15 protein-coding genes and 1 pseudogene are annotated in these 15,238 nt (G+C 65.4%); 7 read left to right on the forward strand and 9 right to left on the reverse strand.

Annotated elements, in window-relative coordinates:
• Nucleotides 1–88: 88 nt before the first annotated feature.
• Both STRVI_RS44005 and STRVI_RS56280 read right to left on the reverse strand, forming a co-directional pair.
• Nucleotides 89–2,047 (reverse strand): AfsR/SARP family transcriptional regulator, encoded by a 1,959-nt coding sequence (locus STRVI_RS44005; protein WP_167543314.1) that lies wholly within the window; start codon nt 2,045–2,047, stop codon nt 89–91.
• A 515-nt stretch (nt 2,048–2,562) separates the two neighbouring features.
• On the reverse strand, nt 2,563–3,018 hold the full coding sequence (locus tag STRVI_RS56280; protein ID WP_014043519.1) for a roadblock/LC7 domain-containing protein: 456 nt from the start codon (nt 3,016–3,018) through the stop codon (nt 2,563–2,565).
• A 742-nt stretch (nt 3,019–3,760) separates the two neighbouring features.
• On the opposite strand from STRVI_RS56280, the gene STRVI_RS44010 reads away from it, so the two are divergent.
• Nucleotides 3,761–4,741, forward strand: coding sequence for a nucleoside hydrolase (locus tag STRVI_RS44010; RefSeq protein WP_014043520.1), 981 nt, complete (start codon nt 3,761–3,763; stop codon nt 4,739–4,741).
• Here STRVI_RS44010 and STRVI_RS44015 read toward each other — a convergent pair.
• The 3 genes and pseudogenes from STRVI_RS44015 to STRVI_RS55380 all read right to left on the reverse strand — a co-directional run bounded on the left by STRVI_RS44015 (nt 4,731) and on the right by STRVI_RS55380 (nt 7,721).
• Nucleotides 4,731–6,989: a tetratricopeptide repeat protein gene (locus STRVI_RS44015; protein ID WP_014043521.1), complete on the reverse strand. Its 2,259-nt coding sequence runs from the start codon at nt 6,987–6,989 to the stop codon at nt 4,731–4,733. The genes STRVI_RS44010 and STRVI_RS44015 overlap by 11 nt on opposite strands.
• A gap of 28 nt (nt 6,990–7,017) precedes the next feature.
• A pseudogene (locus STRVI_RS56285) lies at nt 7,018–7,566 on the reverse strand (SAM-dependent methyltransferase); the annotation flags it as partial.
• Complete coding sequence (locus STRVI_RS55380) at nt 7,566–7,721, reverse strand: hypothetical protein (protein ID WP_251983035.1); 156 nt, start codon at nt 7,719–7,721, stop codon at nt 7,566–7,568. The pseudogene STRVI_RS56285 and the gene STRVI_RS55380, both read right to left, overlap by 1 nt.
• 563 nt (nt 7,722–8,284) lie before the next feature.
• On the opposite strand from STRVI_RS55380, the gene STRVI_RS44020 reads away from it, so the two are divergent.
• From STRVI_RS44020 to STRVI_RS49610, 4 genes are all read left to right on the forward strand, one after another.
• The gene (locus tag STRVI_RS44020) at nt 8,285–8,707 is read left to right on the forward strand and encodes a helix-turn-helix domain-containing protein (RefSeq protein ID WP_014043522.1); all 423 of its coding nucleotides are present in this window, start codon (nt 8,285–8,287) and stop codon (nt 8,705–8,707) included.
• Nucleotides 8,708–8,778: 71 nt separating this feature from the next.
• Nucleotides 8,779–9,342: a hypothetical protein gene (locus STRVI_RS44025; protein ID WP_251983036.1), complete on the forward strand. Its 564-nt coding sequence runs from the start codon at nt 8,779–8,781 to the stop codon at nt 9,340–9,342.
• Nucleotides 9,339–10,550, forward strand: coding sequence for an MAB_1171c family putative transporter (locus STRVI_RS44030; protein ID WP_014043524.1), 1,212 nt, complete (start codon nt 9,339–9,341; stop codon nt 10,548–10,550). Before STRVI_RS44025 ends, STRVI_RS44030 begins: the two co-directional genes overlap by 4 nt.
• Complete coding sequence (locus STRVI_RS49610; protein WP_014043525.1) at nt 10,531–11,943, forward strand: FAD-dependent monooxygenase; 1,413 nt, start codon at nt 10,531–10,533, stop codon at nt 11,941–11,943. The genes STRVI_RS44030 and STRVI_RS49610 overlap by 20 nt, the downstream gene beginning before the upstream one ends.
• 154 nt (nt 11,944–12,097) lie before the next feature.
• Here STRVI_RS49610 and STRVI_RS44040 read toward each other — a convergent pair whose 3' ends face one another.
• Both STRVI_RS44040 and STRVI_RS44045 read right to left on the reverse strand, forming a co-directional pair.
• Nucleotides 12,098–12,490 (reverse strand): hypothetical protein, encoded by a 393-nt coding sequence (locus tag STRVI_RS44040; protein WP_014043526.1) that lies wholly within the window; start codon nt 12,488–12,490, stop codon nt 12,098–12,100.
• Entirely contained in the window at nt 12,487–12,792 is a 306-nt protein-coding gene (locus STRVI_RS44045; protein ID WP_014043527.1) for a DUF1778 domain-containing protein, read from the reverse strand. The genes STRVI_RS44040 and STRVI_RS44045 overlap by 4 nt, the downstream gene beginning before the upstream one ends.
• A gap of 324 nt (nt 12,793–13,116) precedes the next feature.
• Here STRVI_RS44045 and STRVI_RS44050 point away from each other — a divergent pair, with 324 nt between their 5' ends.
• Nucleotides 13,117–13,560 carry a hypothetical protein gene (locus STRVI_RS44050; RefSeq protein ID WP_014043528.1) on the forward strand — a complete coding sequence of 148 codons (444 nt, stop codon included), beginning with the start codon at nt 13,117–13,119 and terminating at the stop codon, nt 13,558–13,560.
• 107 nt (nt 13,561–13,667) lie between these two features.
• Here the strand turns inward: STRVI_RS44050 and STRVI_RS55385 are convergent, their stop codons facing one another.
• Both STRVI_RS55385 and STRVI_RS55390 read right to left on the reverse strand, forming a co-directional pair.
• Nucleotides 13,668–13,835 (reverse strand): hypothetical protein, encoded by a 168-nt coding sequence (locus STRVI_RS55385; protein ID WP_251983038.1) that lies wholly within the window; start codon nt 13,833–13,835, stop codon nt 13,668–13,670.
• Nucleotides 13,832–14,485 carry a hypothetical protein gene (locus tag STRVI_RS55390; protein WP_251983039.1) on the reverse strand — a complete coding sequence of 218 codons (654 nt, stop codon included), beginning with the start codon at nt 14,483–14,485 and terminating at the stop codon, nt 13,832–13,834. The genes STRVI_RS55385 and STRVI_RS55390 overlap by 4 nt, the downstream gene beginning before the upstream one ends.
• A gap of 388 nt (nt 14,486–14,873) precedes the next feature.
• On the opposite strand from STRVI_RS55390, the gene STRVI_RS44065 reads away from it, so the two are divergent.
• Nucleotides 14,874–15,203 carry a trypco2 family protein gene (locus STRVI_RS44065; protein WP_014043529.1) on the forward strand — a complete coding sequence of 110 codons (330 nt, stop codon included), beginning with the start codon at nt 14,874–14,876 and terminating at the stop codon, nt 15,201–15,203.
• Nucleotides 15,204–15,238 lie beyond the last annotated feature (35 nt).

Below are 15,238 nucleotides of genomic sequence, written 5' to 3' on the forward strand. Positions count from 1 at the left end.
GGAAAATCATGGAAGAGGCTCGGCCAGGATCCGATCCACAGTCTTGTCGGGCAGTGGATAGAGGGAAGGACACGTTGGTCACTCCGGATCAGGACATCACGCCCGCTCTCGCGGCAGGAAGATGACAGCCGAGCACCCGGAACAGCGCGGCCTCGCGTTCCTCCGCAGTCTCCTCGGCAGCGAGCCGTTCCCGGGCGAAGACTCGGATGAGGCTGAGCAGCCGGTACTGGCGGTCACGTCCAATCACGGTTCCGTCAGTGTCCAGCAGCTGCGCATCGGAGAGTTCGTTGATCAGTTCCCGGACCGCCGTCTCGGGGAGGCCGAGGAGCGCCATGCCAGCCCAGACGGAGAAGGGCCCCTCCTCCAGGACGGCGAGACGCCGGAGAAGCCGGCGGGCGCCCTCGCTGACGCTGTCGTACAGGAGGGAGAGGGTGGCCCGGACGCTCACGTCGGCGTACTTGAGCTCGTCGAGCCTGCGCGTCTCGTCCTCCAGCCGCTCCACTAGTTCGGTCACCTCCCAGTGCGGCCGGGCGGCGAGCCGGGCGCCTGCGATGCGCAGCGCCAGGGGAAGATGGCCGCATAGATCGGCAAGTGCTTCCGTGGCCTCTGGCTCCGACGCGACGCGTTCCGCGCCCGTTATGCGGCCGAGGAGTTCCGCGGACAGCTCTGGGGGGAAGGTTGTGACGTCGACGCGGACCGCTCCCGCGAGGCTGCCGATGTGCCGCCGACTGGTGATGATCACGGCCGAGGTGGGCTTACCCGGCAGGAGCGGCCTGATCATGCTCTCGTCGGCAACGTTATCGAGGACAATCAGCATGCGTCGTTTGGCGAGCAGCGCGCGGTACATCTCAGCCCGTTCCTCTACGCTGTCGGGTATCGCGGTGCCGGTGACGCCGAGGGCACGCAGGAAGCGTTCCAGGATCTGGGCGGAGCCGACCATGGTGCGCGCTTCACCGTGCAGGTCAGCGAAAAGCTGGCCATCGGGAAAGTTCGCGGCGACCCCGTGGGCCACGTGCACGGCCATGGCCGTCTTGCCGACGCCCGGTTTGCCGACAATAGAGACAATAGGCACCGCGAGCGGGGGCTGCTCCTGAGAGGAGAAGAGCAGGCGTTCGCGGATGCTGGCGACCAGCTCGCCGCGTCCCGTGAAGTCGGCGATGTCGGCGGGCAGCATCTCAGGCATGCCGAGGGCGGCTGCCGTGTGAGCGCCCGGGGCAGCCGTCCCGCGCCTGCCCTTCAAGTCGAGCCGGGGGTCCGTGATGAGGATGGAGTGTTCGAGCCGTCTCAGCCGAGGATCGGGTTCCACGCCGAGTTCTTTGAGCATCCACTTCCGGGTATCGCGGTAGACCTGTAGAGCCTCCGTCTGACGGCCGGAGCGGTAGAGCGCCAGCATGAGCTGTCCGCGCAACCGTTCACGGAGCGGAAATTCGTCGATGAGTCCGATGAGATCGCCGACCAGTGCGCTGTGCCTGCCGAGGGCGAGCTCCAGCTGGAGGCACTCCTCGGTGGAGGTGATCCGCTGCTCGGTGAGCCTGCTGGCGCCGGACCGGATGACCTCGCTGACCATGCCCCCGAGGGCGGCGCCGCGCCACAGTCCGAGCGCCTGGCGGTACGTGGCGGCGGCTTCCTCCTTCTGCCCCGCGTCGCGCAGCTTGCGCGCCTCGCCGACGAGGAGACGGAAGCGGAGGGAGTCGAGGCTTTCGCCGCTCGCTCGCACCATGTAGCCCTGGGAGTGCGTGCGGATGACGTCGTCGATGCCGTGGTTGCCGAAGAGGCGCCGCAGGGCCGAGATACTGATCTGGATCTGGGCCCGGGCTGTGGGCGGGGGCGCCTCCTCGTAAATGGCGCGGACTAGGCGGTCTAAACTGACCACCTGATTGGCCTCGAGAAGGAGGGTTGCGAGCACGGTCTGCTGGCGGACGCCGCCGAGATTCAGCGGCTTGGAGTCGACGCTCGCCTCGAACGGGCTCAAAATTCGGTACTCGACTTTATGTGGATGAGCGTGACCACCGTCGCTGCGTGCAGCTAATTTTGGCCGCTGCCCCATGTTTTCACCCCCAGACATTCGCGCCTGTCGCCGGAAAACCAGGGGCCCCTGGGGGGCTGTTACCTCACTTTTGTCGATACTTGTCCCGTAGGTAATGGGCTGCTGAGGCATGTGAATCTCTCCAAGCTAGCGGGACAACTACTGCAATGAGACCTGCACAGTCCGCACCTTCAGTAAAACGAGCACCATAGGCCTTGCAATGAGGAGCCGCAACCGAATCGCTACGTTCATCCTGGTGCGCCGGATGGTGCAGCAAACTCGCGGTGAGAGCGACCACCAAGGATACGGGGATATGGTCAAGGGCATACGTCGAAGACGTTGGCAGTCAGTTCAGAGGCTATGAGGACGGCGTCGCCGATAAGTCCGTGATTTGGATGCCAATGCTCTGCGAGCATATCCCCGGTATGTGTACGGGCGGTGCTGATCGGCAGGAGGTGGTCCGTCAGGTCAGCAGTGACAGCATGAAATAACACGGGAATCCGTAGGTAGAAGTGAGTTCTTCTGCCCGACCTACGTCACGCACTGCAGGGAGTACCCACAGAACGTCGAGCCGGGAACCGCTGCGGATTGAAGAACGGTGTATCAAGCTCATGCGGCCATTTCACCTGATGGCACCGGAGCTGTTTGAGGGCGATGGCAGTATTCTCTGCGATCAGACTCATGTCGGCATCCCTGGTCACTGCGACAGCGATGTATGCGTGGCTGCCAGCCGCGAACAGATACAGACAGGTATCCTCGAACTGAATCGAAGTCTGCTTCCAGGAGGACCCCTCTGCGGAGCACAGGGCAGACGCATGCCGACTGGCAGCCTGTATAGACGACAGTGCAGCGGCAACTCGCTCTGCCGTGTGTGTAGCAATTCCGTCCGAGCTCGACAGGCTGCCGCCATCCGCAGACAGCAACAATGCATGAAGAGCCCCAGGAGTGCGAGCGAGCTGGTCCAAGGGTGGGCTCATGAGGACATCCTCCATTCATTGGAGCGGACACAAGCATGCGAAAAAGGTCAGGATCCAAGGGAGCAAGGAACTGCTGTCGCCCGGGATTGCTAGAAATCTGCACTGAGCGGAGAGACTGATGCGGACGCGCGGCCAGGGAGAGACATCACGTGCCAGTTCCTCGAACGTGAGACTGCCCATCATGGCGATCCCGAGAACGCGTATTACATCGCAGATGAGGAAGGGCACCTTGGTAGTCACAGCGGCAGCACTGCCCCCACTGGGCTTAATAAGTAGACACGCTCTACGATCGATCTGTTGGCAGTAGCACTGCACCGTGGCGTCAGGGCCGCGAGGGTGGGTGGCGCGCGCCAGCAGCCCCGAGGCTCAGCATGATCGACAACCGCGTATACCGCTGATTCACCGCATTCTCGACTGCCGCGTCGCGGGCGCTTGGCGTTCTTGAAGCCAACGCCCTGCCTGCTGGGCTGGGCGGTGAAGCGGTGCGACTGTGTGGCGAGGCAGACGACAGCTGCCGAACCCGCCGACAGGCACCCCAGTAGTGCGTCCGTCATCGGATCCTCAAGCTTGGTCGGCAACGAGTTGGCACATGTTAGGGCGGCCGCCGTAATCTCCCGGTGACCAGCTTCCCCCACTCTTCAGCATCCCGCGGGCTGAGAAAAGCGTTTCGCTGTTGCCTGAATGACGAAACACTGGCGGGGAGCGAAGAGTTAACGTCAGACTCCCGAACGGAGAGGCCATCTCAAGAGGGGACCGCATGCCGCCTACCACTTCCACACATCTGTCCGTTGTCATCGATACGGACCCTGGGGTAGATGACACCTGGGCGATCCTGTTCCTAGCTGCTCAGCCGGACGTCGAGATCGTCGCAATCGGAGCAGCGCATGGCAATGTGCCCGCTGCCATGGCGGCGGCCAATGCCTTACGCGTGCTCGACGTCGCCGGCCTGGACCACGTACCGGTTGCCGTCGGGCATCCAACCCCCCTCCAGCAGCCCTTGCAGACAGCCGAGTTCGTGCATGGAGACGATGGGCTCGGTGGCAAGGCTGGCCCCCCGTCACCGCGCCAGGCCAGCACGGAATCATCAGCGGAACAGCTTGTGCGCCTGGCCAGGCAACGGTCAGGAGAACTGACATTGCTCGCCCTGGCACCGCTGACCAACGTCGCCCTCGCGCTTCGCATGGAGCCGAATCTCCCTAGGCTTCTACGCCGTGTGGTGTTCATGGGCGGCGCGTTCCGCGTGCCAGGCAACATCACTGCCTGGGCCGATGCGAACACCGCTCATGATCCGGAAGCGGCCGAGGAGGTTCTGCGTGCGGGGTTCGAGCTGACCATGGTGCCGATGGACATAACCGTGCACGCATGGGTTGACGAAGACTGGCTGAAGCGCATCGCGGATGCCGACACCCCTGCGGCCCGCTTCGCATCATCCGTGCTCGACACCTATCTCGCTATCTACAGTGACGCTCACAACACCGTCGGCTGCCTCATGCACGACCCCATCGCTGCAGCCATCATGGTTGATGAGTCATTGGCCACCTACAAGGAGCGGCAGGTCGTGGTCGAGCTCGCGGGGCATGCGCGTGGCGCCACACTGGTCGACGAACGGAAATTCAGCATCCTCCAAGGGGGCATCCCCGACCAGCGACCGCCCGTGCGGATAGCCGCCACAGTGGATGCCCCCACCGCTATGGACCGCGTGCACCGGGCTCTGCTCATCCCTGAGGCTAGTCAGTAACCGAAAGCGTTCCGGCCTGAGGCCATGCAGCCAGCCGGTCTCGCAGTCGCGCAGCTCGAGGATCGCCAAGCTGGTCGAACAGTCTCCACGCCCGCTCGCACGCCTTCCGCGCCTCTTCCCACCGGGATAGCTCCTCGAGGAGTTGAGCGCGGAGGTCGTGCGCGGCAGCCTGCCCCCAGTCGTTGCTGCCCTGGTAGTGGCACTCGGCGCTTCGATCTAGACATTGCACTGCCTGCACCAGTGCGCCGTGCTGCTGGTGCAGATGAGCGCGTCGCTCCCAGAACATCCCCTCGCCGAAGAGGTCGCCCATCCGGCGGTGCAGCTCCAGCCCCTCCTTGAACCCGGCTTCCGAGGCCGCAGCGTTTCCCAGCAGCCCGTCGGCTTCGGCGAGACTGCATCGCGCCACGGCTTCCCCGTGCAGGTCCCCGGTCTGCCGGAAGGCATTCAGAGCCTGGCTGAAGTACGCGTGTGCCAGCGGCGTTTCTTTTCGGTCGGCGGCGATGAACCCCAAGGCTTCGAGGCACCAGGCCTGGCCCTGCCGGTCACCGTTGCGGCGGCGCAGCGTCAGGGCCTGTGTGACATGCTGTTCCGCTCGGTCGTAGTCCCCGGACTGACGGTATGCCTCTCCGAGATTCATCTCGACCCAGGCCTGGTCGCCGGGGCGGCCGTACGTCGCTGCCGCCTCTAGTCCGATCGTGTGGCTGGAGATCCACATGCTCCAGGGCTTGCGCAATAGCAACCAGTTCCACAGCCGCACTGGGATGTGCCACGCCTCTGGAAGTCGGTACCGTGCGGCGAGTCGGACCATCGGGACAGCTGAGTCCCGCACCTCCTCATCTAGCCAGGCTCGTGCTTCTTCCGCCGCGGTATCGCTGGTAAAAGTCAGCGGGATGACTCCAGCGGGGGGCGGTTCTAGCAGTGGGACTTCCCGTTGCGGGGCCAAAGCAATGTTGGCGGCATCTACGCTGAGCGTGTACCACGACGTCAGCCGGTGGGCCGCAGCTACCCGTTCGGTCTGTGATTCCTCAACTGCGGCCCGATCGGCCGCATAATTGCGCAGCAGATCGTGCGTCCAGTACCGGTCCAGTCCGGTCTCCTCCACCAGGTGGACAGCCACCAGTTCATCCAGAAGAACCCGAGTGCGGGCCAGCGGGTACCCGGCCAAGGCTGCTGCAGCGGCTGCGCTAATGCGCGCGCCGGGGTAGAGGCCCAGCAGTCTGAACATCCGTGCTGTATCTTCGTCCAGCGCTTGGTAGGACAGGTCGAACACTTTGCGCACGGTCAGGTCGTCGTCGTCGCGGTCAGCCAGCACATCAAGGCGGTCCTCACTGGACAGCTCGTCGGCTACATGCGATATCGGCCAATGGAGATGAGTCGCCAGCCGTTCTGCCGTGATCCGCAGGGCCAACGGCAGATGCGCGCACCGGAGCGCCACCGCCCGGGCCGCGTCGTACTCGTCGTCCACCCGCTTCCCTCCGACAACCCCGCGGAGCAACTCGAGCGACTCTTGGTTCTCCATCGGGGCGAGGGACAGACGCCGGGCTCCGGCTGTGACGCCCAGCCCGGTCAGACGTCGCCGACTGGTCACTATTACGGCGCAGGAAGGAGCCCCCATCAGCAGCGGCTTGACCTGCTGCGAGTCGACTGCATTGTCTAGCACAACAAGGACATGCCGGTCGGCCATCACAGTACGGAACAGCGCGGACCTTGCTTCAAGCTCGTCAGGCACGGACTCCGTTCCCAGGGCAGCTAGGAAGCCCTCAAGTACCTGCATAGGATCAGCTGGGCGACCTTGGTGGGAGTGTCCTTGGAGGTCGGTAAAAAGCACCCCCCCGGGAAAGCGGCTGGCTACACGATGTGCCCACTGGATGGTCAGCGCGCTCTTGCCCACGCCGGGAGGCCCGTCGATCGCCACCGTCAGGGCCGTGCCAGCCCGCTCGGCCTTCGCGAGAGCGTCATCGAGCCCACGTAACGCATCGGCGCGGCCGACGAAGCCCGCATCGGCAGACGGTAACTGGGCCGGAAGTAATCGGACACGGGCCTCCAGCCGAGCTAGCTCCAGCAGCTTGCCGCGCGCTGACAGAGCGTCATCGCAGCTACGAGCTAATGCCAAAGTGGGCGCAGCTTGCCCTCGTTCTATCCTGCTGAGCCATCCCGGGCTGTAATGCACTATGCGCGCAAACTGACGCAGCGACAGGCCTCGCTGAGATCGAAGGTGGCGCAAAGCGGCGTTGAACTGTCCAGGCATGGCGAATATTCCTCTCTTGGTACATTCCTCACTCCAGCATCGTTGCCTTCGACAGAGCCCTGAAGGGCGATCTCACCGAACCTGCCGTGTCGACCGCCGGATGGCCACATGGATGCAGGACTCGACCTCCGGGCACGGCTTGATGCCGGGACCAGGTCCCCAGCGACTTGTGGCAACGATCCTGGGAGCGAGAACGGCCAGGCTCGCACGGTCGAGGAGCCCTACGATTGGTGGCCTTGCCGCGACGGCGACGTTGACGACGCCTTCGGCGTACATGCGCGTCAAGGTCTCGACCGGGCGGTGGTCGTCGTAGTCGTAGGTGCCCCTGGCTGAGGGCGACGTAGTTGCCCGACGGCAGCGCGCATGCCAGCCGCTCGATAAACCCTGCCGAATCGGCACCGTCGGGTACGACGAGGAACACCGACGCCAGCAGTAGCCCAATCGGCGCATCGAAGTCGATAAGGTCCCGCATCACATTGACCCCCAAGATGGAGCCGGGTTCGTGAAAATCGGCGGCGAGGTGGCCAGCCCGGTCGTCGACAGCGAACGAAGCCCGCTGATTCGCAGTGATCATTGCTAATTGATCGACGTAGCCAACGCGGCAGCCTGGATCTGCGGCCTGCGCAACGTCGTGTCGGCCAGACTCAGATCGCCAGGCCAGCTATCTCTCCTGTCCCCCAGCAAGCGCGCGTGCAGCTGCGCCCCATGCACGTGCATGCTGATGTCGGTCATGCTGCTGCTCTCCAGTGATCACGCATCCGCTCTAGTAGTCGTTGTGTCTCGTCACCGCGCGGAGTGGCCTGCGCGGCTGTCTGATTCAGAACCGCTGTGTAGGCCGCGGCCGTTGGCTTGTCTACGAAGGCGAGTCTCTCTAGATGCTGCACGCAGACGATTGGGTTGGCCCCGACGAGATGCCGCCGCTGTGCAGGTGGGCCGGCGCGGCACACCCCCACGGGTTCGCGGTGCTCGCAAGGGCTGCGAGACGATTCCGCCCCCGACAATGCCCCTCCCATGTCCAGCAAGGTCCACCAAATCGCCTGCAACAGCTACTGGGCCACTCGACCGCCAGCTTCACATGAGTCCATAGGACGAGCCGGGGCCGTGACCCAGGAGGTCCGTCCCGCCGCATCGGCTCGCCAGACCGCATACGGCGGCTAGAAGCCGATCACGGTGCTCGGTCAGAACTGCGAGCTGGTACGCCTGATTAATCTCAGCTACGGTCAACAGGTGAACAATCTGCCACGCTACGTAGCGAGGCGTCAACTAGCGTTAATCAGTTGGGGGGTCGTTCGCCGATGGACACGTTCAGTGAGCGCCTGAACAGGCTCTTTGAGGTGGTGCACCCTCAAGATCGAGGCCCATACTCGAACCAGGAAGTTGCCAAGCTACTGCACGAGCGCGGCGGTCCGACCCTCTCCCACGTCTACTTGTGGCAGTTGCGTACCGGCCGGCGCGACAACCCCACCAGGCGGCACCTGGAGGCACTTGCCGAGTTCTTCGGCGTACCTGTGGCCTACTTTTTCGACGACGGCATCGCGCTCCAGGTCGAGTCCGCGATCGCCCTGTGGCAAGGCCTCAGGAACAACCAGCAAGTCCAGAAGATCGCCATGCGAGCGGCCCATCTGACCCCCGAAGGCCAGGCTGCCGTTCTCGGGGTGGTGGAGCAGATCTTGAGAGAAGCCTCCGCCACGGCACCCATGGATGGTGACGACGACTGAGCGGGCAGCGCAACCGCACCGGCACACCGGCGTGACCGTTCAGCAATGGTATCGGGATCATGGAGAGAGTCGTGGACGTAAAGAGAATGCGGCGGGTGTGCGCCGAGTTATTCCGCGGACTGAACCTGCGGGTGCCTACTGAGCCAGACATTCTGTTCTCGGCGTTATGCAAGGAGATGACAAAACGGCACGATCGGCCTGTCGAACACCGCCTGGTTCCCTTTCCTGCCGGTACTGTCAGCGGCCTGTGGGTCGCCACCACAGATCGCCACCTGATGCTGATCGAGGCCAACACGGCTCCTGACCACCAACTGGTCATCCTCGGGCACGAATTCTGGCACTTGGAGGCCGACGCCGGGCGTGTACAGCCTGTCGACTCAACCGAAGCCTCGGCCTTGCTCGCGCCGAGCGTGGACGCCGACACTGTGCAGAAGATTGCCACCCGGGTTGCTGCACGCACTAACTGCGGGCAAGACGACGAAACCGCCAGTGAACTATTTGGTTCCATGCTTGGCAGCAAGGGCCTGCACTGGCTGGAAGACCGGGGACGCTCTCTGCCTGCCTCGTCCACAGCGCTAGTCCACCGTCTCCACGCATCCCTGGGACTCCCCGAAGGCCCGGGGGCGCCACAGTGAGCAACGCGATCTACTGGATCCTCGCCGGCAGCACGTGGACTGCCTTCTTCATCAAGGCCCCCGGCCTGCGCCTATCAGCGCGGAACCCACTCTACCTATCCGTGTGCGGTGTCCTCCTCCTCAGCGGGGCGACATACCTCTGCAGCAATCCCAGTTTCGTCTCTACCATGGACGACCTGATTGGCGTTACCAACCTCACACTCCTGCTCGACCGTGCGATGTTGACCGCTATCAGCGCCATCATCCTGACCCTGATCATGTACTGGCGGGGCGGGCCGAAGAATACTGTTGTCGCACGCACCGCTCGATGGCTGCTCACGACCTACGCTGTCATTGTTGTCGCAGAGGTGATTCTATTCATCCTGGGCGATACCCCCGTCGAAACACCCCTCGAATTCGACACCTACTACGCCAACACGCCCTACATACGCTGGATGATCGCGCTCTACCTGCTAGCTCACGGTATCGCCGCCATCATAGCCACCACCCTATGCTGGCGCTGGTCCGCAGGTCTCACCGAGCCCCTCTGGCTGCGACGCGGACTACGTGTCCTGACCTGCGGCTTCCTCCTCAACATCTGCTTCGACATCACAAAAATCACGGCCGTGGGAGCCAGATGGGACGGCACCAACTGGGACTTCATGAACACCACGGGCGCACCCGTGTGCGCAACCTTGTGTACTACCGCCACCACAATTGGCTTCATCCTTCCACTGGTCGGCGACCGTATGTCCACCGCACGAGCCGATCTGACCACGTATCGTGAGCTGCACTCATTGTGGAAGGCTCTACGCACAGCCACCCCCGACATCGCTGCCCCCGTGCCCATCCCTTGGTGGAACCTGGATTTACGGCTGACCCGGCGCATCACAGAAATTCATGACGGCCGCCTCGCGCTGCGCGCATACCGCGATCCTGCCGTCGCCGCAGACGCCACCGAACAGGCCCGGGTAGCCGACCTGGCCCCCGATGATGCGAATGCGGTAGTCGAAGCGGCCGTCCTGGCCTCAGCCATCAGACGCAAGGCCACCAGTCTTAAAGCCCCACCTGTCACGACTGGCCCCACGACGACAGCAACCGAGGTCCCCCTCCCGCGCGTGGCTCTAGTCCAAATATCCCGTGCGCTACAGCATTCGCCCATCATCGCTGCCGCGTGCACACTCGCACCTCATCAGGAGATTTCCACCCATGGCCCCGCCAATCAATAGCACCGTCCCGACACCCCGTCGTGCAGTCGTCCTCGGCGCAAGCCTGACCGGGATGCTTGCTGCCACCGTATTGGCCGACCACGCCGACGAGGTCATTGTCGTTGACCGCGACAACCTCCCGAACGGGCCTGTCCGCCGACCGGGCCTCCCACAAGCCCGCCACGTCCATATGTTGTGGTCGGGAGGAGCCCGAGCAATCGAAGCCTTAGTCCCGGGCCTGGAGGAGCGCTGGCTAGCTGCCGGCGCACGCCGTGTTCATATGCCCGCAGACCTGGTCGCACTGACCGCGCACGGTTGGACGCGGCGTTCACCGCACACGCAGTACCAAATCGCCTGCACCCGCGACCTCCTGGACGCAGTAGCTCGGGAGCACACCCTCGACAGGCCAGGCATCACCGTCCGCACCCGCACGCACGCCGACGGCCTCATCGGTGACCAGCACCAGGTACGCGGCGTACGCCTTCGACATCTTGAGACTGGCGCCGTCACCGACCTGGAGGCATGCCTTGTCGTGGACGCGACTGGCCGCGGCTCTCGTGCCCCGCAGTGGTTATCCCAGCTGCACCTTCCACCCGTTCGCGAAGAAATCGTCGATCCCGGCCTGGTCTATGCCACGCGCGTCTTCCGCGCCCCAGCCGGCGGGGAGAACTTCCCGGTAGTCACCTTCCAGGCCGACCCCAGCGACGGCACACCTGGACGGATGGCAACGCTGGCCCCCATAGAAGGAGCCCGGTGGCTGGTCACCCTGGCCGGCACTCGAGGCGCTGAACCCACCGCTAGACCTGAGGAGTTCGAGCCCTTCGCCCGTCAACTCCGCCACCCCCTGGTCGCCGACCTCATCGCCAACGCCGAGCCGCTCACCGACGTCCACATCACCCGAGCCTGCAGCAACCGGCGACGCTTCTACGAACAGATGCGTTCGTGGCCGTCCGGATTCATCGTGCTAGGGGATGCAGTTGCTGCCTACAATCCGGTATACGGGCAGGGCATGTCCGTTGCAGCCCAGGGAGCCACCACCCTACGACACATGATAGGCAAACACGGGCTACAAACGACAAAGCTGGCGCGCCATGTCCAGCCCGCGATCGGCCGCCTGGTCCAAGGACCCTGGAACGTGACCACAGGCCAGGACAGTCAGTATCCCGGGGCAGTGGGGAAGCAGCGACCGGTGGCCGCCCGGCTGGTGCACGCCTACGTGGTTCGGCTGATGCGTACAGCCAATGGCCGGAAAGCCGTCACTCGCGCCCTGTATGACGTCATGTCCCTTTCTGCCCCATCACGACGCCTTTTTCATCCCAGCGTTGTCTTACAAGTATTACTCGGCCCGGGCCAGCCGCCTCTCACCGAACCTCCGCTCAGCCCCACCGAACGTGCGTACTTCTCGAGACCTTGAAGACACGCGCAAAAGAGCCCTCAGCGGCATGCTCGCGAAGGGGCCTCTCCGCGCAGGCGGAGGTGAACCGGTGACGAGCAGTGACAGAGCGGCGGAGACGGTGTCCTCTCCGCGCAGGCGGAGGTGAGCCGGTGCGGCGCGGGTCATCCTCTTTTCAGGTGGTGGTCCAGTCCCGAAGCTGGCGAGCGATCCGGGCGATACCCAGGGAGCCTGCCGATGCGTCGCGGACGAGAGCGACCGCGTTTTTCGGCGTGTAGCTGAGGGGGTGTCCGTTCAGGGCGAGAAAGGCTTCGGCGCTGTGCCATGCGAAGGCCTCGTTCGAGTGCTCCAGACACGGGAGTTTCACCAGGGTCTGAAGCAGCGCGGCTGCCTTGAGGTGAGAAGAGCCGTAGATGTCACGCTCCATGACCCGGGCATACATGCGTTCGACGGCGGCGTAGAGCGGTCCGAGGTCGTCGACCTGTGGGTCGCCGGGGAGCCGCTCGGCGGCATGCAACAGGAAGGGGACATCGAGGCGGGGCGGCTGGTGAGGGTCGGGCTGGCTCACGCGGCGTGGCCCTGCCCGTGGTTTTCAAGGCTGCGGCGTGCTTCCTGCTCGGCGGCGCGCTGTTCGGAGTTGGGATCGATGCCACTGGGTTCGGCGGCGAAGGCCTCGTGGCTGCGGGCTACCGAAGCCTCGAAGTGCTCCAGGAACGTCGCTTCGACTGCCGTGGCACGCTCGAAGGCTGCCGACAGGATGTAGTCCTGCATGCTGACGCCGGCGTTCTTGGCTGCGGCGGCGATTGCAGCGCGCTGCCGTGGGTCAGGGAAGCGCAGGCTCATGGCCTTGGGTTCTTTGGACTCGCTCATGATACCGACGGTATCAGCGATACCAGATGATCGCTGCTTCCTGCCCCACAATGGGACCAGAGATGGTGACCTGCGACCGATCGGCAACTCGATGCGCTCTGCGCGCTGGCGGAGGTGAGCCGGCTCTGGGCCCGGCCCGACACCGTCCTATCCGCGCGAGCGGATGACCGTCGTACGCGGCGCAGCGAGATGGGGGCAGACCGCTACGCTCCTGCCTATGGCCAACGGTCTCGGGTTCACGTGCTCATGCCTTTGCGACTCATGCCGCGCTGCCGATGGGCTACTTGACCACCGCTCCACGCGTTTGCGGGCGGAGATTCGCCGATGCTCCCTGACCAGGACGGGCAAGGGTGGCTGCTGGAGCGGCGGCATGTGGAGGCCCTGCTCGCGCTGGACTCCCACCCCAGCCTGTGGGCCCTGACCATGGAGCAGGAGGACCGCTACGAGGGCAGCGCGCAGAAGCAGGACGAGCGGGAGAGGGAGCAGGCCAGCCGGACTCTGGAGCGCATAGGCGAGGATGAGGCCGACCGTCGGGCGGCGGCCGCGGCCGACCTCCACGACGGCCCGACCCCCGACGATCCGTACGCGCTGGAGCTCCAGGAGTGCCCCGTATGTGACTACGAGGCGTTCAGCTCCGACGATGGCGACGAGCTGGGCATGCGGGTCGGCACCGGTGAATGCCTGGTGTGCCACTACCGGCGCAGCCCGGCCATCGCCAACGCCATCGCGCGCCAGATGGAGTGGGAAAGATGCTGGGAGCGCGACTGACCGAACGGCATCGGACGGGTTGTCGCCTCGGATAAGCCCTGGTTATCCGACGCGGCGCGCTGTTGCAGTTCAGGAACGGGGCGGCGGCAGCGCCGAGCCGGGTTCGGTCAGCAGCGCGTCGCGGTCGGCAGGACATGCACGGTGCGCACGTTCGCGCCCGGCACCCCGGTATTGGCCGCCGCGATCAGCTTCGGTGCGCTCCAGCACAGCTTGGTTCCGTACGCGGGGGCGTCGGGGACGACGACCAGGCGGCCGGTGTCCGCATCGAACTTCACCGCCTGGGCGCGGCCGCTGCGAGGATGTCGTCGAACCGGGCGAGGACGCCGCCCCCGGCGGCCGGGGCGACCATGCCGCGCTCGGTCATCATCATCGTGATCGCGGTGCCGAGTCCGAGCGCCTCGCGGCCGTCCCGCCGTACGGCCTGTCCGGTGCGCCGCTTCGGCTTCTGCTTGCGGTGGCCGCGGTTCTTCTTCGCCTGCTCGCCGGCAGCGGCCAGGGACTGGCCTGCGAGGTCGACGCCGCTCGGCTCGGTGGCCATGCGATCACCGCCCCGGCCGCGTCGCCATCGAGGGGCCGGGCGGCGCGCTCGCGCAGCCGGTCCCTCGCGGTCTGCTCGTGCAGCTGCTCCAGCCGCGTGGCCAGGAGGTACTGGGCGGTGCGTTTCCCGGGCGGCGTCGGTGGCCTTCGTCGCGGCGGTCACCGATTCCACGCCGACCGGGTTCGCGCGGAACCAGCGGCGGTTCTGCTCGGTCGCATACGCCCGCCGTGCCTCCGCCTCGGCTTCCTCGGCCTGGCCCAGCATCGCCAGGGCGCACCGCCGGTACTCCGGTGCCGCTTGTTGCACCGCCTGGAGCGCGGCGAAGGCGAGCGCGGCCGCCGCCGCGACCCGGTTCGTGTTCAGCTCGCCCGGCTCCACCAGCTCCATGACTCGCGCCGGGCGGCCTCGATGTCGGCTTCCAGGGACTCCCTCACGCGGGCGGTGATGGCCGCGACGGCGTCCGCATTGTTCAGATCGGCGGACCAGGCGCCGCGACCAGGCCGGCCTCCACGATCAGCTCCTCGGACGACAGGGCCGGGACTACCCGGCTGGGCACGGGTGTCCGGTGCCCAAGCGCATACAAGAGCGCAGTGGCTCAGGAGGGGGACCCATCAGACCGACCTCATGCCGGGGCCACCCGTGATACTCAGTACTGCTCGGTGTTTCCCTTGGCCGACTTCTCACCGCCAGTTCCCGGCCTGCTCTACGGTGAGTGGCCCGGAGCCGGTGTTTCCGGCGGAACATCGAGACCAGGCGGGTAACAGGGGGGCGTGAGTTGGAGATCGAGCTGGCGGACGCGGTCGCGGCAGTACGGGACGAACTGCTGGAGGCCGCGGCACGCGGTGCGGGGCAGGATCTGGCGTTCAAGGTCGGGCCGGTGGAGCTGGAGTTCGCCGTGGAGCTACGCGCCGACGCCAAAGCGAAGACCGGGTTCAAGGCGTGGGTGATCAGCGCGGATGCGGAGGCGGGGGTCACCCGCGGCCGCACGCACCGGGTGACGCTGACGCTGACCCCGCAGCGCCCGGACGGGAGCGACCTCCTGGTCCACGGCGCCCCCTCCCGCCAGCAGGGTCCCGGAGACGTGAGTGGGCGCATCCCGGACTGACCGAGCCGGACGCGTTGACCGGTCGACCGGGGCGA

Source organism: Streptomyces violaceusniger Tu 4113 (assembly GCF_000147815.2).
GTDB classification, from domain to species: domain Bacteria; phylum Actinomycetota; class Actinomycetes; order Streptomycetales; family Streptomycetaceae; genus Streptomyces; species Streptomyces violaceusniger_A.